Raw genomic sequence first — 17,490 nt, forward strand, 5'->3', positions numbered from 1 at the left:
ACAGTGACAGTGACGGTGACGGTGACGGTGACAGTGAGGGGCGCTTATGCCAGCCACTGATTCTGTCGGTTCAAACGCCAGGCAATCGTCCAAAGCGTAAGACTGCGCAAGGCCATGAACAGCAGGAAGCTGATCCACAGGCCGTGGTTGCCGTAGCCCTGCAACAGCCAGGCGAATGGCAGCAGGATCAGCACCGTCAGCAGCATGCCGTTACGCATTTCCCGCGCACGCGTGGCGCCGATGAACAGCCCGTCCAGCAGATAACTCCACACCGCAATCAATGGCAGCACCGCCAGGTACGGCAGGTAGATGTCGGCGGTTTCGCGCACGCTGGGAATGTCGGTCTGCATGGCGATGAACAGGTGGCCGGCGAAGGTGAAGAGCAGGGCGAAACCGACGCTGGCGATCAGCGACCAACCGCAGGCGACCACTAATGAGCGGCGCAACGCCTGACGGTCGTGCGCGCCAATGGCATGGCCGCACAGGGCTTCGACCGCATGGGCCAGGCCGTCCAGGGCGTGGGCGGTCAGCAGCAGGCCGTTGAGCAACAGCGCGTTGGCGGCCACGGTGGCGTCGCCCAGGCGTGCGCCTTGCACCGTGATCATGAAAAACACCGACTGCAACGCCAGGCTGCGGATAAAAATATCGCGGTTCACCGCCAGCAGCGGGCGCCAGCTGTGCCAGCGTTGCAAGGCGGCCCAGGCGATATGCCCGGGGTAGGCGCGCAGGGCTTTTTGCGTGAGGGCCAGGCCGAGCAGGGCACCGGTCCATTCGGCGATCACCGAGGCGCGTGCGGAGCCGACGACGCCCCAGTCCAGGCCGAGGACGAACCACAGGTTGAGGGCGATGTTGACCAGGTTGGTGGTCAGCAGGATCGCCAGCGGTGCGCGGGCGTTTTGCGTGCCGAGGAACCAGCCGACCAAGGCATAGCTGGCCAACGCGGCGGGCAGGCCGAACAGGCGGGTGTGGAAGAACTCGCGGGTCAGTTGATTGAGTTCGGCGGAGGGCTGCATCCATTCCAGGGCCAGGTGGCTCAGCGGGATGCCCACTGTACCGAGTAACATCGCTAGGCCCAGCGCCAGCAACAGACCTTGCAGCAGGATTTGCCGCAGCGCCGCGCCATCGTTGCGCCCGGCGGCCTGGGCGGCGAACCCGGTGGAGCCCATGCGCAGAAAACCCATGGCCCAGGCCAGGAAGGTATACAGGCTGGCCCCGACCGCCACGGCGCCCAGTTGGTGGGCGTGGGGCAGGTGGCCGATGACCATGCTGTCGACCAGGGCCACCAGCGGTACCGAGATGTTCGACAGGATCATCGGCGCGGCCAGGGCCCAGACGCGGCGGTGGGTGGGGCGGTGGCGCCAGTCGGTCAGTAAGGTGGACATGCAGGCTCCTTGGGGGAGCGGCATTGTAACTGTCCCCCCAGCACGCCGCAGAACCAATGTGGAATGGGGGGTTAAATGTGGGAGGGGGGCAAATGTGAGGAGGGCCAAATATGAGGAGGGCCAAATGTGGGAGGGCCAAATATGAGGAGGACCAAATGTGGGAGGGGGCTTGCCCCCGATTGCAGTGGATCAGCTACAAATAAGCTGACTGACTCACCGCCATCGGGGGCAAGCCCCCTCCCACATTTGGCCTCATTCCACATTTGGCTCTCATTCCACATTTAGTCCCCCATTCCACATTTTGATCTTTTGTGTTTGTGGGATTTGGCTTGGATCGCGTGACGCGAAGAACCAAACTGCCCTCCGTCGGTCAATGTGACCAGCGCCACATCGGCTTGGCTGGCGCTGATATATAGTTCATCCCTCGGTTCCCTCTGACGACGAGTGCCCCATGCTTAACAAAGGACTGTTCCTGGCTTGCGCGCTGGCCCTGCTGAGCGCCTGCGATTCTTCCGATAAACCGACTGCGCCGAGCGCGCCGGCAGCCGCGAGCAGTGTGGCGCCGAAGCCGGCCTAGGCGGCGGTGGATGTGGCGGCGCTGAAGCAGCGCTACGCCGGGCGTGAGTTGAGTGTGGTGGACGTGTCCGAGGTGCAGTTGGACGGCGCCAGCACCTTGTCGGTGAGTTTTTCCGTGCCGTTGGACCCGGAGCAGAAGTTCGCCGACAAGCTGCATCTGGTGGACAGCAAGTCGGGCAAGGTCGACGGCGCCTGGGAGCTGTCGGATAACCTGATGGAGTTGCGCCTGCGCCACCTGGAGCCGCAGCGCAAGTTGGTGCTGACGGTCGACCCCGGCGTGCGTGCGGTGAATGACAACCTGTTGCCCGCCGAGTACGTCGCCCGTCTGGAAACCCGTGACCTGCAAGCCACCGTCGGTTTCGCCAGCCGTGGCACGCTGTTGCCCACGCGGCTGGCCGAGGGGTTGCCGGTGATTGCGCTGAATGTCGACAAGATCGATGTCGAATTCTTCCGGATCAAGCCCGAATCCCTGCCATCGTTCCTCGCCCAGTGGGGGCGCAATACCAGCCTGCAAAGCTATGAATCCCGCGAGCTACTGCCGCTGGCCGATCTGGTCTACGGCGGCCGCTTCGACCTGAACCCGGCGCGCAATACCCGCGAAACCCTGTTGCTGCCGATCGCCGGCCTCAAGCAATTGCAGCAGCCGGGCGTATACCTGGCGGTGATGCGGGCATCGGGCACCTACAACTATTCGCAACCGGCCACGCTGTTCACCTTGAGCGATATCGGCCTGTCGGTTCACCGCTACGCCAATCGCCTGGATGTGTTTACCCAGGCGCTGGACGGTGGCAAGGCGCTGGATGGCGTCGACCTCGAAGTGCTCGATGCCGAGGGCCGGGTGGTGGGGCAGGGCAAGACCGAGCAGGGCGGTCACGCCGAATTGCCGTTGCCGAAAAAGGCCCAGGTGCTGCTGGCCAAGCAGGGCGAACAAACCAGCCTGTTGCGCCTGGACAGCGCCGCGCTCGATCTGGCGGAGTTCGATATCGGCGGCCAACCGTCGCACCCGCTGCAGTTCTTTGTGTTCGGCCCACGCAATCTGTATCGCCCTGGCGAAACCGTGCTGCTTAACGCCTTGCTGCGCGACAAGGACGGCAACGCGGTCAAGCCGCAGCCGGTGAGTGTTGAAGTGCGCCGCCCGGATGAGCAGGTCAGCCGCAAATTTGTCTGGGACGCCGACGCCTCCGGCCTCTATCAATATCAACTGCAATTGGCCGGCGAAGCGCCGACCGGGCGTTGGCAGCTGGTGTTCGACCTGGGCGACGGCAAGCCGCAGTTGTACGAGTTCCTCGTCGAAGATTTCCTGCCCGAGCGCCTGGCGCTCGAACTCAAGGGCAGCGACACGGCATTGAGCCCGGCGGATAACCCGGTCATTCAGGTCAACGGCCGCTACCTGTATGGCGCGCCGGCGTCGGGCAACCGGGTCAGCGGGCAGGTGTATGTGCGTCCGCTGCGCGAGGCGGTGAAATCGCTGCCGGGTTACCAGTTCGGCTCCGTCACCGAAGAAGAGCTGAGCCAGGATTTCGAACTGGATGAAAGCGTGCTCGACGCCAAGGGCCAGGAAGCCCTGACCCTGGAAAGCAAATGGGCCGACGCCAAGTCGCCGCTGCAACTGATCGTGCAAGCCAGCCTGCATGAGTCGGGCGGGCGGCCGATCACCCGGCGCCTGGTGCAGCCGATCTGGCCGGCCGAGCAGTTACCGGGCCTGCGCGGGCTGTTTGACGGCAAGGAAACCAACGGCGACGGCCCGGCGGAATTCGAAGTGCTGCTGGCCAACCAGGACGGGCAGAAACTCGCCGCGAAAAACCTCAAGGTCCGCCTGGTGCGCGAGCGCCGTGACTACTACTGGAATTACTCGGACAGCGACGGCTGGAGCTACCACTACAACGAGAAATTCCTCAACCTCGACGAACAGAGCCTGGACATCAAGGCCGGCGACACCGCCAAAGTCAGCTTCCAGGTGGAGTGGGGCCCGTACCGCGTCGAGGTCGAAGACCCGCAGACCGGGCTGGTCAGCAGCCTGCGCTTCTGGGCCGGCTACCAGGCCCAGGACAACACCGAAGGCGGCGCCGTGCGCCCCGATCAGGTCAAGCTGGCGCTGGACAAACCCGCCTATGGCGACGGCGATACCGCCAACGTCACGGTGACGCCGCCGGCGGCCGGTAAAGGCTACCTGCTGGTCGAGTCCGCCGAGGGGCCGCTGTGGTGGCAGGCAATCGATGTGCCGGCCGAGGGCAAAAGCTTCGCCGTGAAACTCGACCCGAAATGGGCGCGCCATGACCTCTACGTCAGCGCCCTGGTGATCCGCCCCGGCGAGCGCAAAGCCAACATCACCCCCAAACGGGCGGTGGGCCTGCTGCACCTGCCGCTGGATCGCACCCAGCGCAAACTGGGGCTGACCCTCACCGCGCCGGAAAAAATGCGCCCCAAACAAGCGCTGACGGTGAAAGTTACCGCGAAAAATGCCGACGGCAGCGTGCCCAAGCAGGTGCATGTGCTGGTGGCGGCGGTGGACGTGGGCATCCTCAATATCACCGAATACCCGACACCCGATCCGTACTCCAGCCTGTTCGGCCGCAAGTCGTATGGCGTGGACCAGTTCGACATCTATGGTCAACTGATCGAAGCCGGCCAGGGCCGCCTGGCGAGCCTGGCCTTCGGCGGTGACGCCGCATTGGCCAAGGGCGGCAAACGCCCGGACACCAGCGTGACCATCGTCGCCCTGCAAAGCGCACCGGTGACGTTGAACGCGCAGGGCGAGGGTGAAGTCAGCGTCAATATCCCCGATTTCAACGGCGAATTGCGCCTGATGGCCCAGGCCTGGAGCGATGACCGCTACGGCATGGCTGAAGCCAAAACCGTGATCGCCGCACCGCTGATTGCCGAACTGTCGGCGCCGCGCTTCCTCGCGGGCGGCGACCAGACCAGCTTGGCGCTGGACCTGTCCAACCTGTCGGGCAAGGCGCAAAAGCTCGACGTGCAACTGAGCGCCGAAGGGCAACTGGAACTGGTCGACGGCGCCGCGCAATCGCTTGAACTGAAACAGGGCCAGCGCACCACGCTGCGCGTCCCGGTGAAAGCCTGGGGCGGTCTGGGGCAGGGCAAGCTCAAGGTCACGGTGAATGGCCTGGACCTGCCCGGTGAAAACCTGCCGCCGTTCAGCCGCGAATGGACCTTGGGCGTGCGCCCGGCCTATCCGGCCTTGCTCAAGCACTATCGTGCGGTGCTCAAGGAGCAGCCGTGGAGCTTGCCGGCGGGGGCGCTCGATCAATTCGACAGCGCGGGGCGCGAGGCGTTGTTGAGCCTGTCGAGCCGGCCGCCGTTGAACCTCGGCGCGCAAATCAGTGCGCTCAAGGCGTACCCCTACGGTTGCCTGGAGCAGACCGCCAGCGGCCTGTACCCGTCGCTGTATGCCGACGATGCCTTGCTCAAGCGCCTGGGCATCAAGGGCGAGCCGGACGCCGAGCGCAAACGCAAGATCGAGCTGGGCATTGAACGCCTGCTGGGCATGCAGCGCTACAACGGCAGCTTTGGCTTGTGGGGCGCCGATGGCGAAGAGGAATACTGGCTGACCGCCTATGTCACCGACTTCCTGCTGCGCGCCCGCGACCAGGGCTTCGCCGTGCCGCCGCTAGCCTTGAAGAAAGCCAGTGAGCGTCTGCTGCGGTATGTGCAGGAGCGCAACCTGATCGAAGTCGATTACAGCGATAACGCCGAGCACACCCGCTTCGCTGTGCAGGCCTACGCCGGCCTGGTACTGGCGCGCAGTCAGCAGGCGCCTTTGGGCGCGTTGCGCAGTCTGTTCGAGCGGCGCAGCGATGCGCGCTCCGGGTTGCCGCTGGTGCAACTGGCCATCGCCTTGCAGAAGATGGGCGACCAGCCGCGTGCCGATCAAGCCTTGCTCGCAGGGCTGGCGGCGCAGCGCAATGCCAAGGAATGGCTGGCCGACTACGGCAGCCCGCTGCGCGACCAGGCGATGATCCTGGCGTTGCTCGAAGAAAACGACCTGGCCAAGGGCAAGCGTGAAGAGCGCTTGTTCACCTTGTCGGATCAATTGGCGGCCAGCCCGTACCTGTCGACCCAGGAACGCAACTCGCTGTTCCTGGCCGGGCGCCTCGGGTTCGCCGAGCCCGAGTCGAATTGGCAGGTGTCGCTCACCGGCAGCGGCGGCGTGCGCGAATTGAATAATCAACAGTCGACACTGGCGTTGACGGGCGCGCTGCTGTCCAGCGACTTGAGCCTGCGCAATCAGGGCGAGACGCCGGTGTACCAGCAGTTGACGATCTCGGGTTATCCACAAGTGCCACCGGCCGCTGGCGGCGACAACCTGAGCATCCGCCGCGAATACCTGGGCATGAACGGCCAGCCGCTGAACCTGCGTAGCCTCAACAGCGGCGACCTGGTGCTGGTGCATCTGGCGGTCAGCGCCAAGCAGCGTGTACCGGATGCCCTGGTGGTGGACCTGCTGCCGGCAGGCCTGGAGCTGGAAAACCAGAACCTCGCGCAAAGCGCCGCAAGCCTGGAAAACGCCAGCAGCCAGGTGAAGGAATGGCGCGAGTCGATGCAGAACGCCTCGCTCAAGCATCAGGAGTTTCGTGATGACCGCTACGTGGCGGCGATGAACCTGGATGGCTATGGCACCACGCACCTGTTGTATCTGGCGCGGGCGGTGACGCCGGGGACGTATCGGGTGCCGCCGCCGCAGGTGGAGTCGATGTATCGGCCGAACTGGCAGGCGGTGGGTGAGACACCGGTGGATCTGGTGATCAAGGGGCGTTGAAAGCTCGATGTGGAATGGGGGCTAAATGTGCAGTGGAGGCTAAATCTGGGAATGGGGCTAAATGTGGAATGAGGGCTAAATGTGGGAGGGGGCTTGCCCCCGATGGCGGTGGGTCAGTCACCTGATGCATTGACTGAAATACAGCTATCGGGGGCAAGCCCCCTCCTACAGGGATTGGTGGGGTTTTTTTGGGGTTAGTGGACTACCCAGCTGAGTAGCCACAGGCCGAGCATCAGCCAGATGATGCCCATGATGATCGATGCGCGCATGAAGGCGCGTACCGCCGAGTACAGCAGCATCAGGCCGAGGATCAGGGTAATGATGCTGATGATGGAAGTGTCCATGCCCAAGGTACGCGACAGGCCATCGATAAAGTTGCCACCGGCGTGGGTCAAGGCACCGAAGATGCCGCTGAGGCCGTCGACGATAAAACGGATGACGGAACCGAGCGCCTGGCCCAACCATTCGAAGAAGCTTTCTACCTGCATGTGTGTGTCCTGATGAGAAGGTGGGCGTGTCTGTGCCTTTGGTTGTTATTGCGACAGGCTAGTTCCCTACAAGCATAGAGGTTTGCCCGTTTGAGTTTGCGTTTAGTTGCTCGCTGGACCCTCGCGAGCCTGCTCCTGATGATTGCCCTGCTGTGGTTGGCCGACCGCATCTGGCCCCTGCCGCTGCCCAGGGACGACCTGGCGCGGGTGGTGCTGGCCGAGGATGGCACGCCGTTGTGGCGGTTTGCCGATGCCAATGGCGTGTGGCGTTACCCGGTGCAAACCGCTGAGGTGTCGCCGTATTACCTCGATGCGTTGCTCACCTACGAGGACCGTTGGTTCTACCAGCACCCCGGCGTAAACCCGTTGGCGCTGGCGCGGGCGACGTGGCAGAACCTGACCGGTGCGCGGGTGGTGTCGGGCGGCAGCACCTTGTCGATGCAGGTCGCCCGTTTGCTCGATCCCCATTCGCGCACGTTCCACGGCAAGCTGCGCCAGCTGTGGCGCACTGCGCAGTTGGAATGGCATTTGTCCAAGGCCGAGATTCTCAACCTGTACCTGAACCGCGCGCCGTTTGGCGGCACCTTGCAAGGCGTGGCGGCGGCCAGTTGGGCGTATCTGGGCAAGTCGCCGGCGCAACTGACCCACGCCGAAGCCGCCTTGCTCGCGGTGTTGCCCCAGGCGCCGAGTCGCCTGCGCCCCGACCGCCACCCCCAGCGCGCCCAGGAAGCGCGGGACAAGGTGCTGCGCCGCCTCGGCGAGTTCCAGGTATGGCCGTCATCGACAGTGGCCGAAGCGCTGGAAGAACCGTTGCTGCTCGCGCCGCGCCTGGAGCCCAGCCTGGCGCCCTTGCTCGCCCGTCGCCTGAACCGCCCCGACAGCCCGCCGCTGATCCGCACCACCCTGGATGCCACCCTGCAACGCCGTCTCGAAGACCTGCTGCTGGGCTGGCGCGCGCGTTTGCCGGAATACACCTCGGCGGCGATCCTGGTGGTGGAGGAAGACAGCATGGCCGTGCGCGCCTACCTCGGCTCGGTGGACATCAATGATGCCAAGCGCTTCGGCCATGTGGACATGATCAGCGCCCTGCGTTCGCCGGGCTCGACCCTCAAGCCCTTCCTGTATGGCATGGCCCTGGACGACGGGCTGATTCACTCCGAATCGCTGTTGCAGGATGTGCCCAGGCGCTATGGCGATTACCGGCCGGGCAACTTCTCCATGGGCTTTACCGGCGCGGTGCCGGCGAGCACGGCGTTGTCCAGTTCGCTCAACCTGCCGGCGGTGCAGTTGCTGGAAGCCTACGGGCCGAAGCGCTTCGCCGCGCAGATGCGTATCGGCGGGGTGCCGCTGGCGCTGCCGGCGTTGGCCGAGCCGAACCTGGCGCTGATCCTGGGCGGCGCGGGCAGTCGCCTGGAAGATCTGGTGAGCGGCTACAGCGCTTTCGCCCGCGACGGCAGGAGCGCCACGATTCGATTACAGCCGGACGATACGCTTAAAGAAAGGCCTTTACTGTCGCCAGGGTCCGCCTGGATTGTACGGCGTATCCTCAGCGGCCAGGCGCGGCCCGACCGCGACCCGCGTGCTGAACTGGTGCAGCGCCCGGTGCTGGCCTGGAAAACCGGCACCAGCTACGGGTTCCGCGATGCTTGGGCGATCGGCGTGGGGCCGCGCTATTTGATCGGCGTGTGGATCGGCCGCCCCGACGGCACGCCAGTGCCGGGGCAGTTCGGCTTGGCCTCGGCCGCGCCCTTGATGTTGCAGGTACACGATGTGTTGACCAACCGCGACAGCCAGCGTGGCATCAGCGCGCCGGTCAAACCGGTGCCGGCAAACGTCGGCGTGGCGGCGATCTGCTGGCCGCTGGGCCAGCCCATGAGCCGCAGCGATCCGAATTGCCGGCGCCAGCGCTTCGCCTGGACGCTGGACAACACCACGCCACCGACCTTGCTGGCACTGGATCAACCGCTGGGTGTGGGCTTGATGGAAAGCGTCTGGGTCAACCCCAAGGGTTTGAGGGTGGACGCCCATTGCCCGGGCGCGCAGTTGAAGAACATTGCCCTGTGGCCCGCGCCGTTGGAACCCTGGCTACCGCGGGCCGAACGCCGCGACGCACGCTTGCCGGCCGCGGACCCCGATTGTCCGCCGCCGGCCCTGGCGGCGTCCTCGCCCTTGTCGATCGTCGGCGTGCGCGAAGGCGATCAACTGCGCCTGCCCGCCGCCAGCCAACAGGCGCTGCGCCTGAAGATCTCGGCGCTGGGCGGCAGCGGCCGGCGCTGGTGGTTCCTCAACGGTGCGCCGTTGGGCGACAGCGCCAACCAAGACAGCATCAACGCCAGTTTCGAGCAATTGGGCCGCTACCAGCTCAGCGTTCTCGACGAGGCCGGCCAAACCGCCCGAATCGAATTCAGCGTCGTCGACTAGACCCCATCGCCGCCAAACCAGCCCCCACATTCTGATTTGCGAATCCATTCAAATGTGGGAGCAGGCTTGCCTGCGATAGCGCCCTAAAGTCCATCCCCCGGATTCACTTGCCTTCATCCCTGATCCCCCCGAAGCTATACCCCTTCAGGAGCCCCTCATGAACCTCGAACACCTCACCGAACGCCTGCATCGCATCCGCGATACCAACGATTGGAAACAATTCCACAGCCCGAAAAACCTGGCCATGGCCGCCAGCGTGGAAATGGCCGAGTTGGTGGAAATCTTCCAGTGGCTCACCGAAGACCAGTCGCGCCAGTTGCCCGCCGACACACTCGCCCATGCCGGCCAGGAAGTCGGCGATATCGTGCTGTACCTGCTGTTGCTGTGCAGCGAGTTGGGCCTGGACATGAACGAGGTGGTGCGCGCCAAGCTGGCCGACAGCGAACGGCGGTTTATCCATGAGTGATCGTCACTTCGACCAACTGGCCACGCGTTTTGCCGAGAAGATCTACGGCGGCGCCAAGGGCGCGATTCGCCTGGCGGTGTTGCAGGCCGACCTCACCGAAGCCCTGCCGCAACGGCCGTTGCGTGTGCTGGATATCGGCGCGGGCCTGGGGCACATGTCGCTGTGGCTGGCCGAGCGCGGGCATCAGGTGACCCTGGCCGAACCCGCCGAGCCGATGCTGAGCGGTGCGCGCCAACGCTTCGCCGAGGCGGGGCAGAGCGCGACCTTCATCCATGCGCCCTGGCAAGACCTGCTCGGCCAACTCACCGAACCCTACGATGTGGTGCTGTGCCACGCGGTCCTCGAATGGCTGGCCGAACCCCACGCGATCCTGCCCGTGCTGCACCAGTTGACGGTGCCTGGCGGCTGGCTGTCCCTGGCGTTCTACAATCGCGATGCGCTGATTTACCGCAACCTGCTCAAAGGCCACTTCCGCAAAATGCGCAAGAACGACATGGCCGGCGAAAAACAGAGCCTGACCCCGCAGCAGCCGCTCGACCCGCGAGAGCTGGCGGCGCAACTCGAGGGGCTTTGGCAGGTCGAAAGCCAGAGCGGCGTGCGGGTGTTCCACGATTATATGCCGGTGGAATTCCAGGCCCGCGTGGCGTTGCAGGATGTGCTGGAGATGGAGCTCGCCCATCGTCGTCACCCAAGCTTTGCCGGACTTGGGCGTTATTTGCACTGGATCTGCCGTCCGGTTTAAGCGGCCCAGTCAGTGGAGGTCGAAATGCGTCGTTTCGGGTTAATCCTGTTGTCCCTTGGGCTGGGCGCCTGCTCCAGCCCCAATCCCTACGTGGCCACCTCGGCGCCGATGCCGCCGGCTCCGGCCCAGGCGGCCAGGACCTTTGATGCCAGCGCCTACCCCGCGCCAGTGCGTGACTACGGCGCCTACCGCATTTGGGCCTGGCGCAACGGCCAGTTGCCAGCGGGCACGGCCTGGGCGGACTCGGCGCAGATTGCCGAAGCGGTCAGCGGCGCCCTCGACCAGCGAGGCTTGCGCCCCCTGCACGACAACCGCGCGCCCGACCTGCTGGTGAGCGCCGACGTGCATCTGGAGAAGCGCCTCAAGCAGGTCCAGGATGACTACGGCTATGGGTACGGTGGCTACAATCGTTATGGCAATGGCTACGGCATGTACAACGCGGCGCCGATCGTGCGTACCTATGAAGTTCAGGTCGTGGTGGTGCGGGTCAATCTGTTCGATGCACGCAGCGGTCAGCCGGTGTGGAGCGCCAGCGCCGAAACCGGCAGCCAGGGCAGCCTCAGTGAGCGAGCGGATGCGTTGCGCAAGGCTGTGCAAAAGGCAATGACGGCGTATCCTCCCAGTTAACAGCTATTCTCATTTAATGCCCGGGTCGCTCGTTGGAGAACCATCATGTTTGGACGTATCGCAACGCTCGCTTTGGTCGTGCTGCTGGGCGGTTGCCAGACCAGCCAGGTCAACCACGATTTTGATGCCAGCCGGGACTTCGGCGCCTACCGCAGCTGGGCCTGGAAAGACCCGGCGCTGCAATACCGTCCCGATGATCCGCGGATCAAGAGCGACCTCACCGAACAACGTATCCGCCAGGCCGTCGGTGAACAACTCGACCAACGCGGCCTGCGCCCTGCGGCGGCGGGCACCCGGGCGGACCTGAATGCGCAGGCCTACCTGATCGTCGAAGACCGCCAGCAACAAGTCAGCACCAACTACGGCGGCGCCTGGGGCGGGCCGTGGAATGGCTACTGGGGCGCGCCGATGTACAACGAAACGCGCAACATCACCTACAAGGTGGCGACTATCCAGATCGACCTGCTCGACGGCAAGGACGGCAAACTCGTCTGGCGCGGCAGCGACGAGCAGATCATGGCCAGCTCGCCCGAGCCGCAGGATCGCAGCAACGCCATCCGCAAGACGATCGCGCGAATCCTTTCCAGCTACCCGCCGCGCTGACACGCTGTTGCCCCGAGAGAGATGAGCGGCCGGTTTCAGCCAATCGGCTGCCACCGGCCGACCATGTGCTCAATCTCCCCCGCGCCTTTCAACCACAACTGACCACTGGAACCGGCGACGCTGGCGTGCAGAGTGACCTCGCTGGGCAGGCGCACCGGTTTCTTGAATTCGACCTCTATTTCGATATTCGCCGCGGGCAGGTGCTCGCCGAGGGCGGCGAGGGTGCGCGCCTTGTTCCACAGGCCGTGGGCGATGGCTTGGGGGAAACCGAATAGTCTGGCGGTCAGGGCGCTCAAGTGGATCGGGTTGTAGTCGCCGGACACCCGGGCGTAACGACGGCCGATATCGGCCGGGGCTTTCCAGCGGGTCAGTTCGCTGACCTGGGTGGGCGTGGGCAAGGCGTCGTCCGCCGCTGCGCCGTCGAGCTTCACGCCACGGCAGAGCATGCGGCTCTGCGCTTCCCACAGCAGGCCGAGGGCATCTTCGGCGGTGGTCACCAGCTCAAACGTCGCGCCCTTGGCGTGGGGTTTGAGATGGTGTGCGTGGACGGCGATGGTCAGCTCACTCACCGCCCCCAAGGGCCGATACACACGGATGCGATTGCGCAGGTGGACCAGCCCCAACAACGGGAACGGAAACGATGGCGCCGTCAGCAGTTTTAACTGCAGGCCGAACGCCAGCACCTGCGGATACGTCGCCGGCAGCATCGGGCTGTCGGCAAAGCCACACACGTGGCGATACGCTGCCACCTGCTCGGGGTTGACGCTCACGCGGCAGCGAAACCCGTGCTCGGGCAAATGGCTGCCGGTGATCCTGCGCTTGAGCGCCGCGCGCCAGTACAACGGCATAAGCTGCGGCGGGTGGTCCAGGGTGGTCCAGTCCATGCTTACGCTCCCAGTACACTTTGCCCACACACACGCAGTGCCTGGCCGCTGACCGCGCCGGAACCCGGCTGACCGAGCCAGGCGACCGCTTCGGCGACGTCCTGCGGCAAGCCGCCCTGGCCCAGGGAGCTCATGCGGCGCCCGGCCTCACGCAGGGCGAAGGGGATATGCGCGGTCATCTGGGTTTCGATAAAACCGGGAGCCACGGCGTTGATGCTGATCCCCCGCGCTTTCAACAGCGGCGCCCAGGCCTGGGCCAAACCGATCAACCCGGCCTTGCTCGCGGCATAGTTGGTTTGCCCGCGGTTGCCGGCAATCCCGCTGATGGAGGCCAGCAGCACCACGCGTGCGTTGTCGTGCAGGGTGCCGCTGTCGAGCAGGGCCTTGGTCAGCACTTGCGGCGCATTGAGGTTGACCGCCAGCACGGCGTCCCAGTATTCCGGGGTCATGTTGGCGAGGGTTTTGTCGCGGGTGATGCCGGCGTTATGGACGAGGATGTCGAGGCCGTCCGGCAGTTGTTCGATCAACTGGCGGGCGGCGTCTTCGGCACAGATGTCCAGCACGATGCTGCGCCCTCCCAGGCGCGCCGCCAGGGCTTCGAGGTCAGCCTTGGCCTGGGGCACGTCCAGCAGAATTACCTCGGCGCCGTCGCGGGCGAGGGTTTCGGCGATGGCGGCGCCAATGCCGCGCGCCGCGCCGGTGACCAGCGCCTTGCGCGCGGCAAGCGGGCGGGTCCAGTCTTCGACGGGGGTGGCGCAGGCTTCCAGGCGAATCACCTGGCCCGAGATGTAGGCACTTTTGGGCGACAGGAAAAACCGCAACGCCCCTTCCAACTGGTCCTCGGCACCTTGGCCGACCGACAGCAATTGCAATACGCCGCCGTTGCGCAGTTCTTTGGCCAGGGAGCGGCTGAACCCTTCGAGGGCGCGCTGGGCGCTGGCGGCGAACGGGTCGCTGAGACTTTCCGGCGCGCGGCCGAGGATCACCAGGTGCGCGCTGTGATCGAGGTTTTTCAGCAGGGGCTGAAAGAACTCGCGCAATTGCTTGAGCTGGTCGGTGTGTTGCAAGTCGCTGGCGTCGAACACCAGCGCCTTGAGCTTGGGGCCATGCCCGGGAATCCAGGCCGGGGCTTCCAGCGGCCCGGCGCCGTAGCTATAAATGGCCTCGGTGAGTTTGTGCGCAAACGCCAGCACCTTGGCCGCCAGCGCCCCGCCGCCGAGCAGCAGCGCGCCGTCGACCGGGCGCAGACGCCCGGCTTGCCAGCGCTCCAGGCGTACCGGTGACGGCAGGCCAATGGCGGCGACCAGGCGATGGCCGAGGCTTGAGTTGGCGAAGTCGATATAACGGTCAGACATGGAACGCTCTCCAAAGGCTGGGGTTCAAAGGGTTGACCACCTCGCGGCGGCAGTCGTTCGATTGAGCCTAGGCTAGTCTGAACGACTTACCCCACAACCGACAGGGAGCTTTCCATGACTCAATTGCGCCGTGTAGCGATCATTGGCGGTAATCGCATTCCTTTCGCCCGCTCCAATGGCCCGTATGCCACGGCGAGCAACCAGGCGATGCTGACGGCGACCCTCGAAGGCCTGATCGAGCGCTACAACCTGCACGGCCTGCGCCTGGGCGAGGTGGTCGCCGGCGCGGTGCTCAAGCATTCGCGCGACTTCAACCTGACCCGCGAATGCGTGCTGGGTTCGCGCCTGTCGCCGCAAACCCCGGCCTATGACATTCAGCAGGCCTGCGGCACCGGGCTGGAGGCGGCGTTGCTGGTGGCCAACAAGATTGCCCTGGGCCAGATCGAATGCGGGATTGCCGGTGGGGTGGACACCACGTCCGACGCACCGATCGGGGTGAACGAAGGGCTGCGCAAGATTCTGCTGCAGGCCAACCGCAGCCAATCCTTGGCGGACAAACTAAAACTTTTGTTACAACTCCGTCCCCATCACCTCAAACCCGAGCTGCCGCGCAATGGCGAACCCCGCACCGGTTTATCCATGGGCCAGCACTGTGAGCTGATGGCGCAGACCTGGCAGATTCCGCGCGCCGAGCAAGACCAGCTCGCCCTGGAGAGCCACCAGAAAATGGCCGCGGCCTACGCCGAAGGCTGGCACAACGATTTGCTCACCCCGTTTCTGGGCCTGACCCGCGACCACAACCTGCGCCCCGACCTGACCCTGGAAAAACTCGCCGGCCTCAAGCCCGCCTTCGAGCGCAGCGCCAAAGGCACGCTCACCGCTGGCAACTCCACGCCGCTGACGGACGGCGCCTCCCTGGTGTTGCTCGGCAGCGAAGCCTGGGCCAGGGAGCGCGGCTTGCCGATCCTGGCTTACCTGCGCGACGGCGAAGCGGCGGCGGTGGATTTCGTCAACGGCGCCGAAGGCCTGTTGATGGCGCCGGTGTACGCCGTGCCGCGTTTGCTGGCGAGGAATGGCCTGACACTGCAGGACTTCGATTACTACGAGATCCACGAAGCATTCGCTGCCCAAGTGTTGTGCACGCTCAAGGCCTGGGAAGATGCGGACTACTGCAAGACGCACCTGGGGCTGGACGCGCCGCTGGGTTCGATCGACCGCAGCCGCCTCAACGTCAAGGGCAGTTCCCTGGCCGCCGGCCATCCGTTTGCCGCGACGGGCGGGCGTATCGTCGCCAACCTGGCCAAGCTGTTGGACGTCGCGGGCAAGGGGCGCGGGCTGATTTCAATCTGTGCCGCCGGAGGGCAGGGCGTGACAGCGATCATTGAACGCTGAATTGCGTGGAAAACTGGCATATTGGATGCATTCTTCGGTGGTCAAAGCTCGGTAGCCCCTCCCCGAGGCGAGCCGATTGCCGTATAACGAGTGCCATACGCGTGTTTGGTAATAAAGGACCCACAATAAAAGCTGATGAAGACTCCTAAACGCATTGAACCCCTGATCGAAGACGGTCTGGTCGACGAAGTGCTGCGCCCACTCATGAGTGGTAAAGAAGCAGCTGTTTATGTGGTGCGCTGCGGCAACGAATTGCGTTGCGCCAAGGTTTACAAGGAGGCGAACAAACGAAGTTTTCGTCAAGCGTCCGAATACCAGGAAGGCCGAAAGGTCCGTAACAGCCGGCAGGCCCGGGCCATGGCTAAGGGTTCCAAATTCGGTAAGAAAGAAACCGAAGATGCTTGGCAGAACGCCGAAGTCGCGGCGTTGTTCCGCCTGGCCGGCGCGGGCGTTCGCGTGCCCAAACCGTATGACTTCCTTGAAGGCGTGCTGTTGATGGAGCTGGTGGCCGACGAGTACGGCGATGCGGCGCCGCGCCTGAACGACGTGGTGCTGGAGCCGGACCAGGCGCGCGAGTACCACGCGTTCCTGATCTCCCAGATCGTGCTGATGCTGTGTACCGGCCTGGTGCATGGTGACCTGTCGGAGTTCAACGTACTGCTCACGCCGACCGGCCCGGTGATCATCGACCTGCCCCAGGCGGTGGATGCGGCGGGCAACAACCACGCGTTCAACATGCTGGAGCGGGATGTGGGCAACATGGCTTCCTACTTCGGGCGCTTTGCCCCAGAGCTGAAGAAGACCAAGTACGCCAAGGAAATGTGGGCGCTGTACGAAGCCGGCACCTTGCACCCGGCCAGCATCTTGACCGGCGAGTTCGACGAACCGGAAGAACTGGCCGACGTGGGCGGCGTGATCCGCGAGATCGAAGCGGCGCGACTGGACGAAGAGCGGCGCCAGGCGGCTCGCGCGGCGGATGATGCGCCACCGAGCAAAACGCCTGACGAACCGCCGCCACCGCCTTGGATGCAGTGACCCCCAAGCTGTTGTCGATTTAAACAGTGTGGAAGTGATCTTCAAACAATTGGAGATCTAAAAAGTGTAGAAGTGATCTTCAGGCAATTGAAGATCTAAAAATGTGGGAGGGGGCTTGCCCCCGATAGCGCCATGTCAGTCGATACGTATATTGACTGGTCCACCGCTATCGGGGGCAAGCCCCCTCCCACATTGGTTTTGTGTACACCCCTTACCCCCTTCAGGCGCAGCAACCTCCCGGCGTGCGGAAGTGATCTTCATTCAGGCAATTGAAGATCTAAAAATGTGGGAGGGGGCTTGCCCCCTCCCACATTGGTTTTGTGTACACCTCTTACCTCTTTCAGGCGCAGCAACCACCCGACGCCAATTCCTTGAGAATCGGACAGTCCGGCCGATGATCGCCGTGGCAGTGTTCCACCAGGTCCTGCAACGTATCGCGCAACTGCCCCAGCTCCAGAATCTTTTGGTTCAGCTCCTCGATATGCTGGCGCGCCAAGGCCTTCACATCGGCGCTGGCCCGTTGCCGGTCCTGCCACAACGTCAGCAGCTTGCCGACTTCTTCCAATGAAAACCCCAGGTCCCGCGAGCGCTTGATGAACGCCAGGGTGTGCAAGTCGTCGGCACCGTACACGCGATAGCCGCTCTCGGTGCGATGGGCGGCTTTGAGCAGGCCGATGGATTCGTAGTAGCGAATCATCTTGGCGCTCAAACCGCTTGAACGCGCCGCCTGGCCGATGTTCAT

Annotated in this window: 12 protein-coding genes and 1 pseudogene; 8 read left to right on the forward strand and 5 right to left on the reverse strand. The window is 64.4% G+C overall.

What is annotated here, in order from left to right:
- Positions 1 to 44 precede the first annotated feature (44 nt).
- Positions 45 to 1,382: an MATE family efflux transporter gene (locus tag PverR02_RS03245; RefSeq protein WP_046485721.1), complete on the reverse strand. Its 1,338-nt coding sequence runs from the start codon at positions 1,380 to 1,382 to the stop codon at positions 45 to 47.
- A gap of 451 nt (positions 1,383 to 1,833) precedes the next feature.
- On the opposite strand from PverR02_RS03245, the pseudogene PverR02_RS03250 reads away from it, so the two are divergent.
- A pseudogene (locus PverR02_RS03250) lies at positions 1,834 to 6,735 on the forward strand (alpha-2-macroglobulin family protein).
- 194 nt (positions 6,736 to 6,929) lie between these two features.
- Here the strand turns inward: PverR02_RS03250 and PverR02_RS03255 are convergent.
- Entirely contained in the window at positions 6,930 to 7,223 is a 294-nt protein-coding gene (locus PverR02_RS03255) for a hypothetical protein (protein ID WP_017849656.1), read from the reverse strand.
- Between the two features lie 90 nt (positions 7,224 to 7,313).
- On the opposite strand from PverR02_RS03255, the gene pbpC reads away from it, so the two are divergent.
- The 5 genes from pbpC (at position 7,314) to PverR02_RS03280 (ending at position 12,082) form a co-directional block, all read left to right on the forward strand.
- A complete protein-coding gene (gene pbpC, locus PverR02_RS03260) occupies positions 7,314 to 9,644 on the forward strand; it encodes a peptidoglycan glycosyltransferase PbpC (RefSeq protein ID WP_079442753.1) in 2,331 nt (776 codons plus the stop codon).
- 157 nt (positions 9,645 to 9,801) lie between these two features.
- Positions 9,802 to 10,110: a MazG-like family protein gene (locus PverR02_RS03265; protein ID WP_017849654.1), complete on the forward strand. Its 309-nt coding sequence runs from the start codon at positions 9,802 to 9,804 to the stop codon at positions 10,108 to 10,110.
- A complete protein-coding gene (locus PverR02_RS03270; protein ID WP_017849653.1) occupies positions 10,103 to 10,852 on the forward strand; it encodes a methyltransferase in 750 nt (249 codons plus the stop codon). The genes PverR02_RS03265 and PverR02_RS03270 overlap by 8 nt, the downstream gene beginning before the upstream one ends.
- A gap of 24 nt (positions 10,853 to 10,876) precedes the next feature.
- Positions 10,877 to 11,479, forward strand: coding sequence for a DUF4136 domain-containing protein (locus tag PverR02_RS03275; protein ID WP_017849652.1), 603 nt, complete (start codon positions 10,877 to 10,879; stop codon positions 11,477 to 11,479).
- 45 nt (positions 11,480 to 11,524) lie between these two features.
- Positions 11,525 to 12,082, forward strand: a complete 558-nt coding sequence (locus PverR02_RS03280) for a DUF4136 domain-containing protein (RefSeq protein WP_046485731.1) — start codon at positions 11,525 to 11,527, stop codon at positions 12,080 to 12,082.
- A 35-nt stretch (positions 12,083 to 12,117) separates the two neighbouring features.
- On the opposite strand, the gene PverR02_RS03285 is transcribed toward PverR02_RS03280, so the two are convergent.
- Entirely contained in the window at positions 12,118 to 12,966 is an 849-nt protein-coding gene (locus PverR02_RS03285) for a MaoC family dehydratase (protein WP_079442754.1), read from the reverse strand.
- A gap of 2 nt (positions 12,967 to 12,968) precedes the next feature.
- Positions 12,969 to 14,321, reverse strand: coding sequence for a 3-oxoacyl-ACP reductase (locus PverR02_RS03290; RefSeq protein ID WP_017849649.1), 1,353 nt, complete (start codon positions 14,319 to 14,321; stop codon positions 12,969 to 12,971).
- 114 nt (positions 14,322 to 14,435) lie between these two features.
- Here PverR02_RS03290 and PverR02_RS03295 point away from each other — a divergent pair, with 114 nt between their 5' ends.
- Complete coding sequence (locus PverR02_RS03295) at positions 14,436 to 15,713, forward strand: acetyl-CoA C-acetyltransferase (protein WP_017849648.1); 1,278 nt, start codon at positions 14,436 to 14,438, stop codon at positions 15,711 to 15,713.
- Between the two features lie 135 nt (positions 15,714 to 15,848).
- Positions 15,849 to 16,748, forward strand: a complete 900-nt coding sequence (locus PverR02_RS03300; protein ID WP_017849647.1) for a PA4780 family RIO1-like protein kinase — start codon at positions 15,849 to 15,851, stop codon at positions 16,746 to 16,748.
- Positions 16,749 to 17,088: 340 nt separating this feature from the next.
- On the opposite strand, the gene cueR is transcribed toward PverR02_RS03300, so the two are convergent.
- Entirely contained in the window at positions 17,089 to 17,490 is a 402-nt protein-coding gene (cueR, locus tag PverR02_RS03305; protein WP_026140370.1) for a Cu(I)-responsive transcriptional regulator, read from the reverse strand.

This window comes from Pseudomonas veronii (genome assembly GCF_002028325.1).
Lineage (GTDB): Bacteria > Pseudomonadota > Gammaproteobacteria > Pseudomonadales > Pseudomonadaceae > Aquipseudomonas > Aquipseudomonas veronii.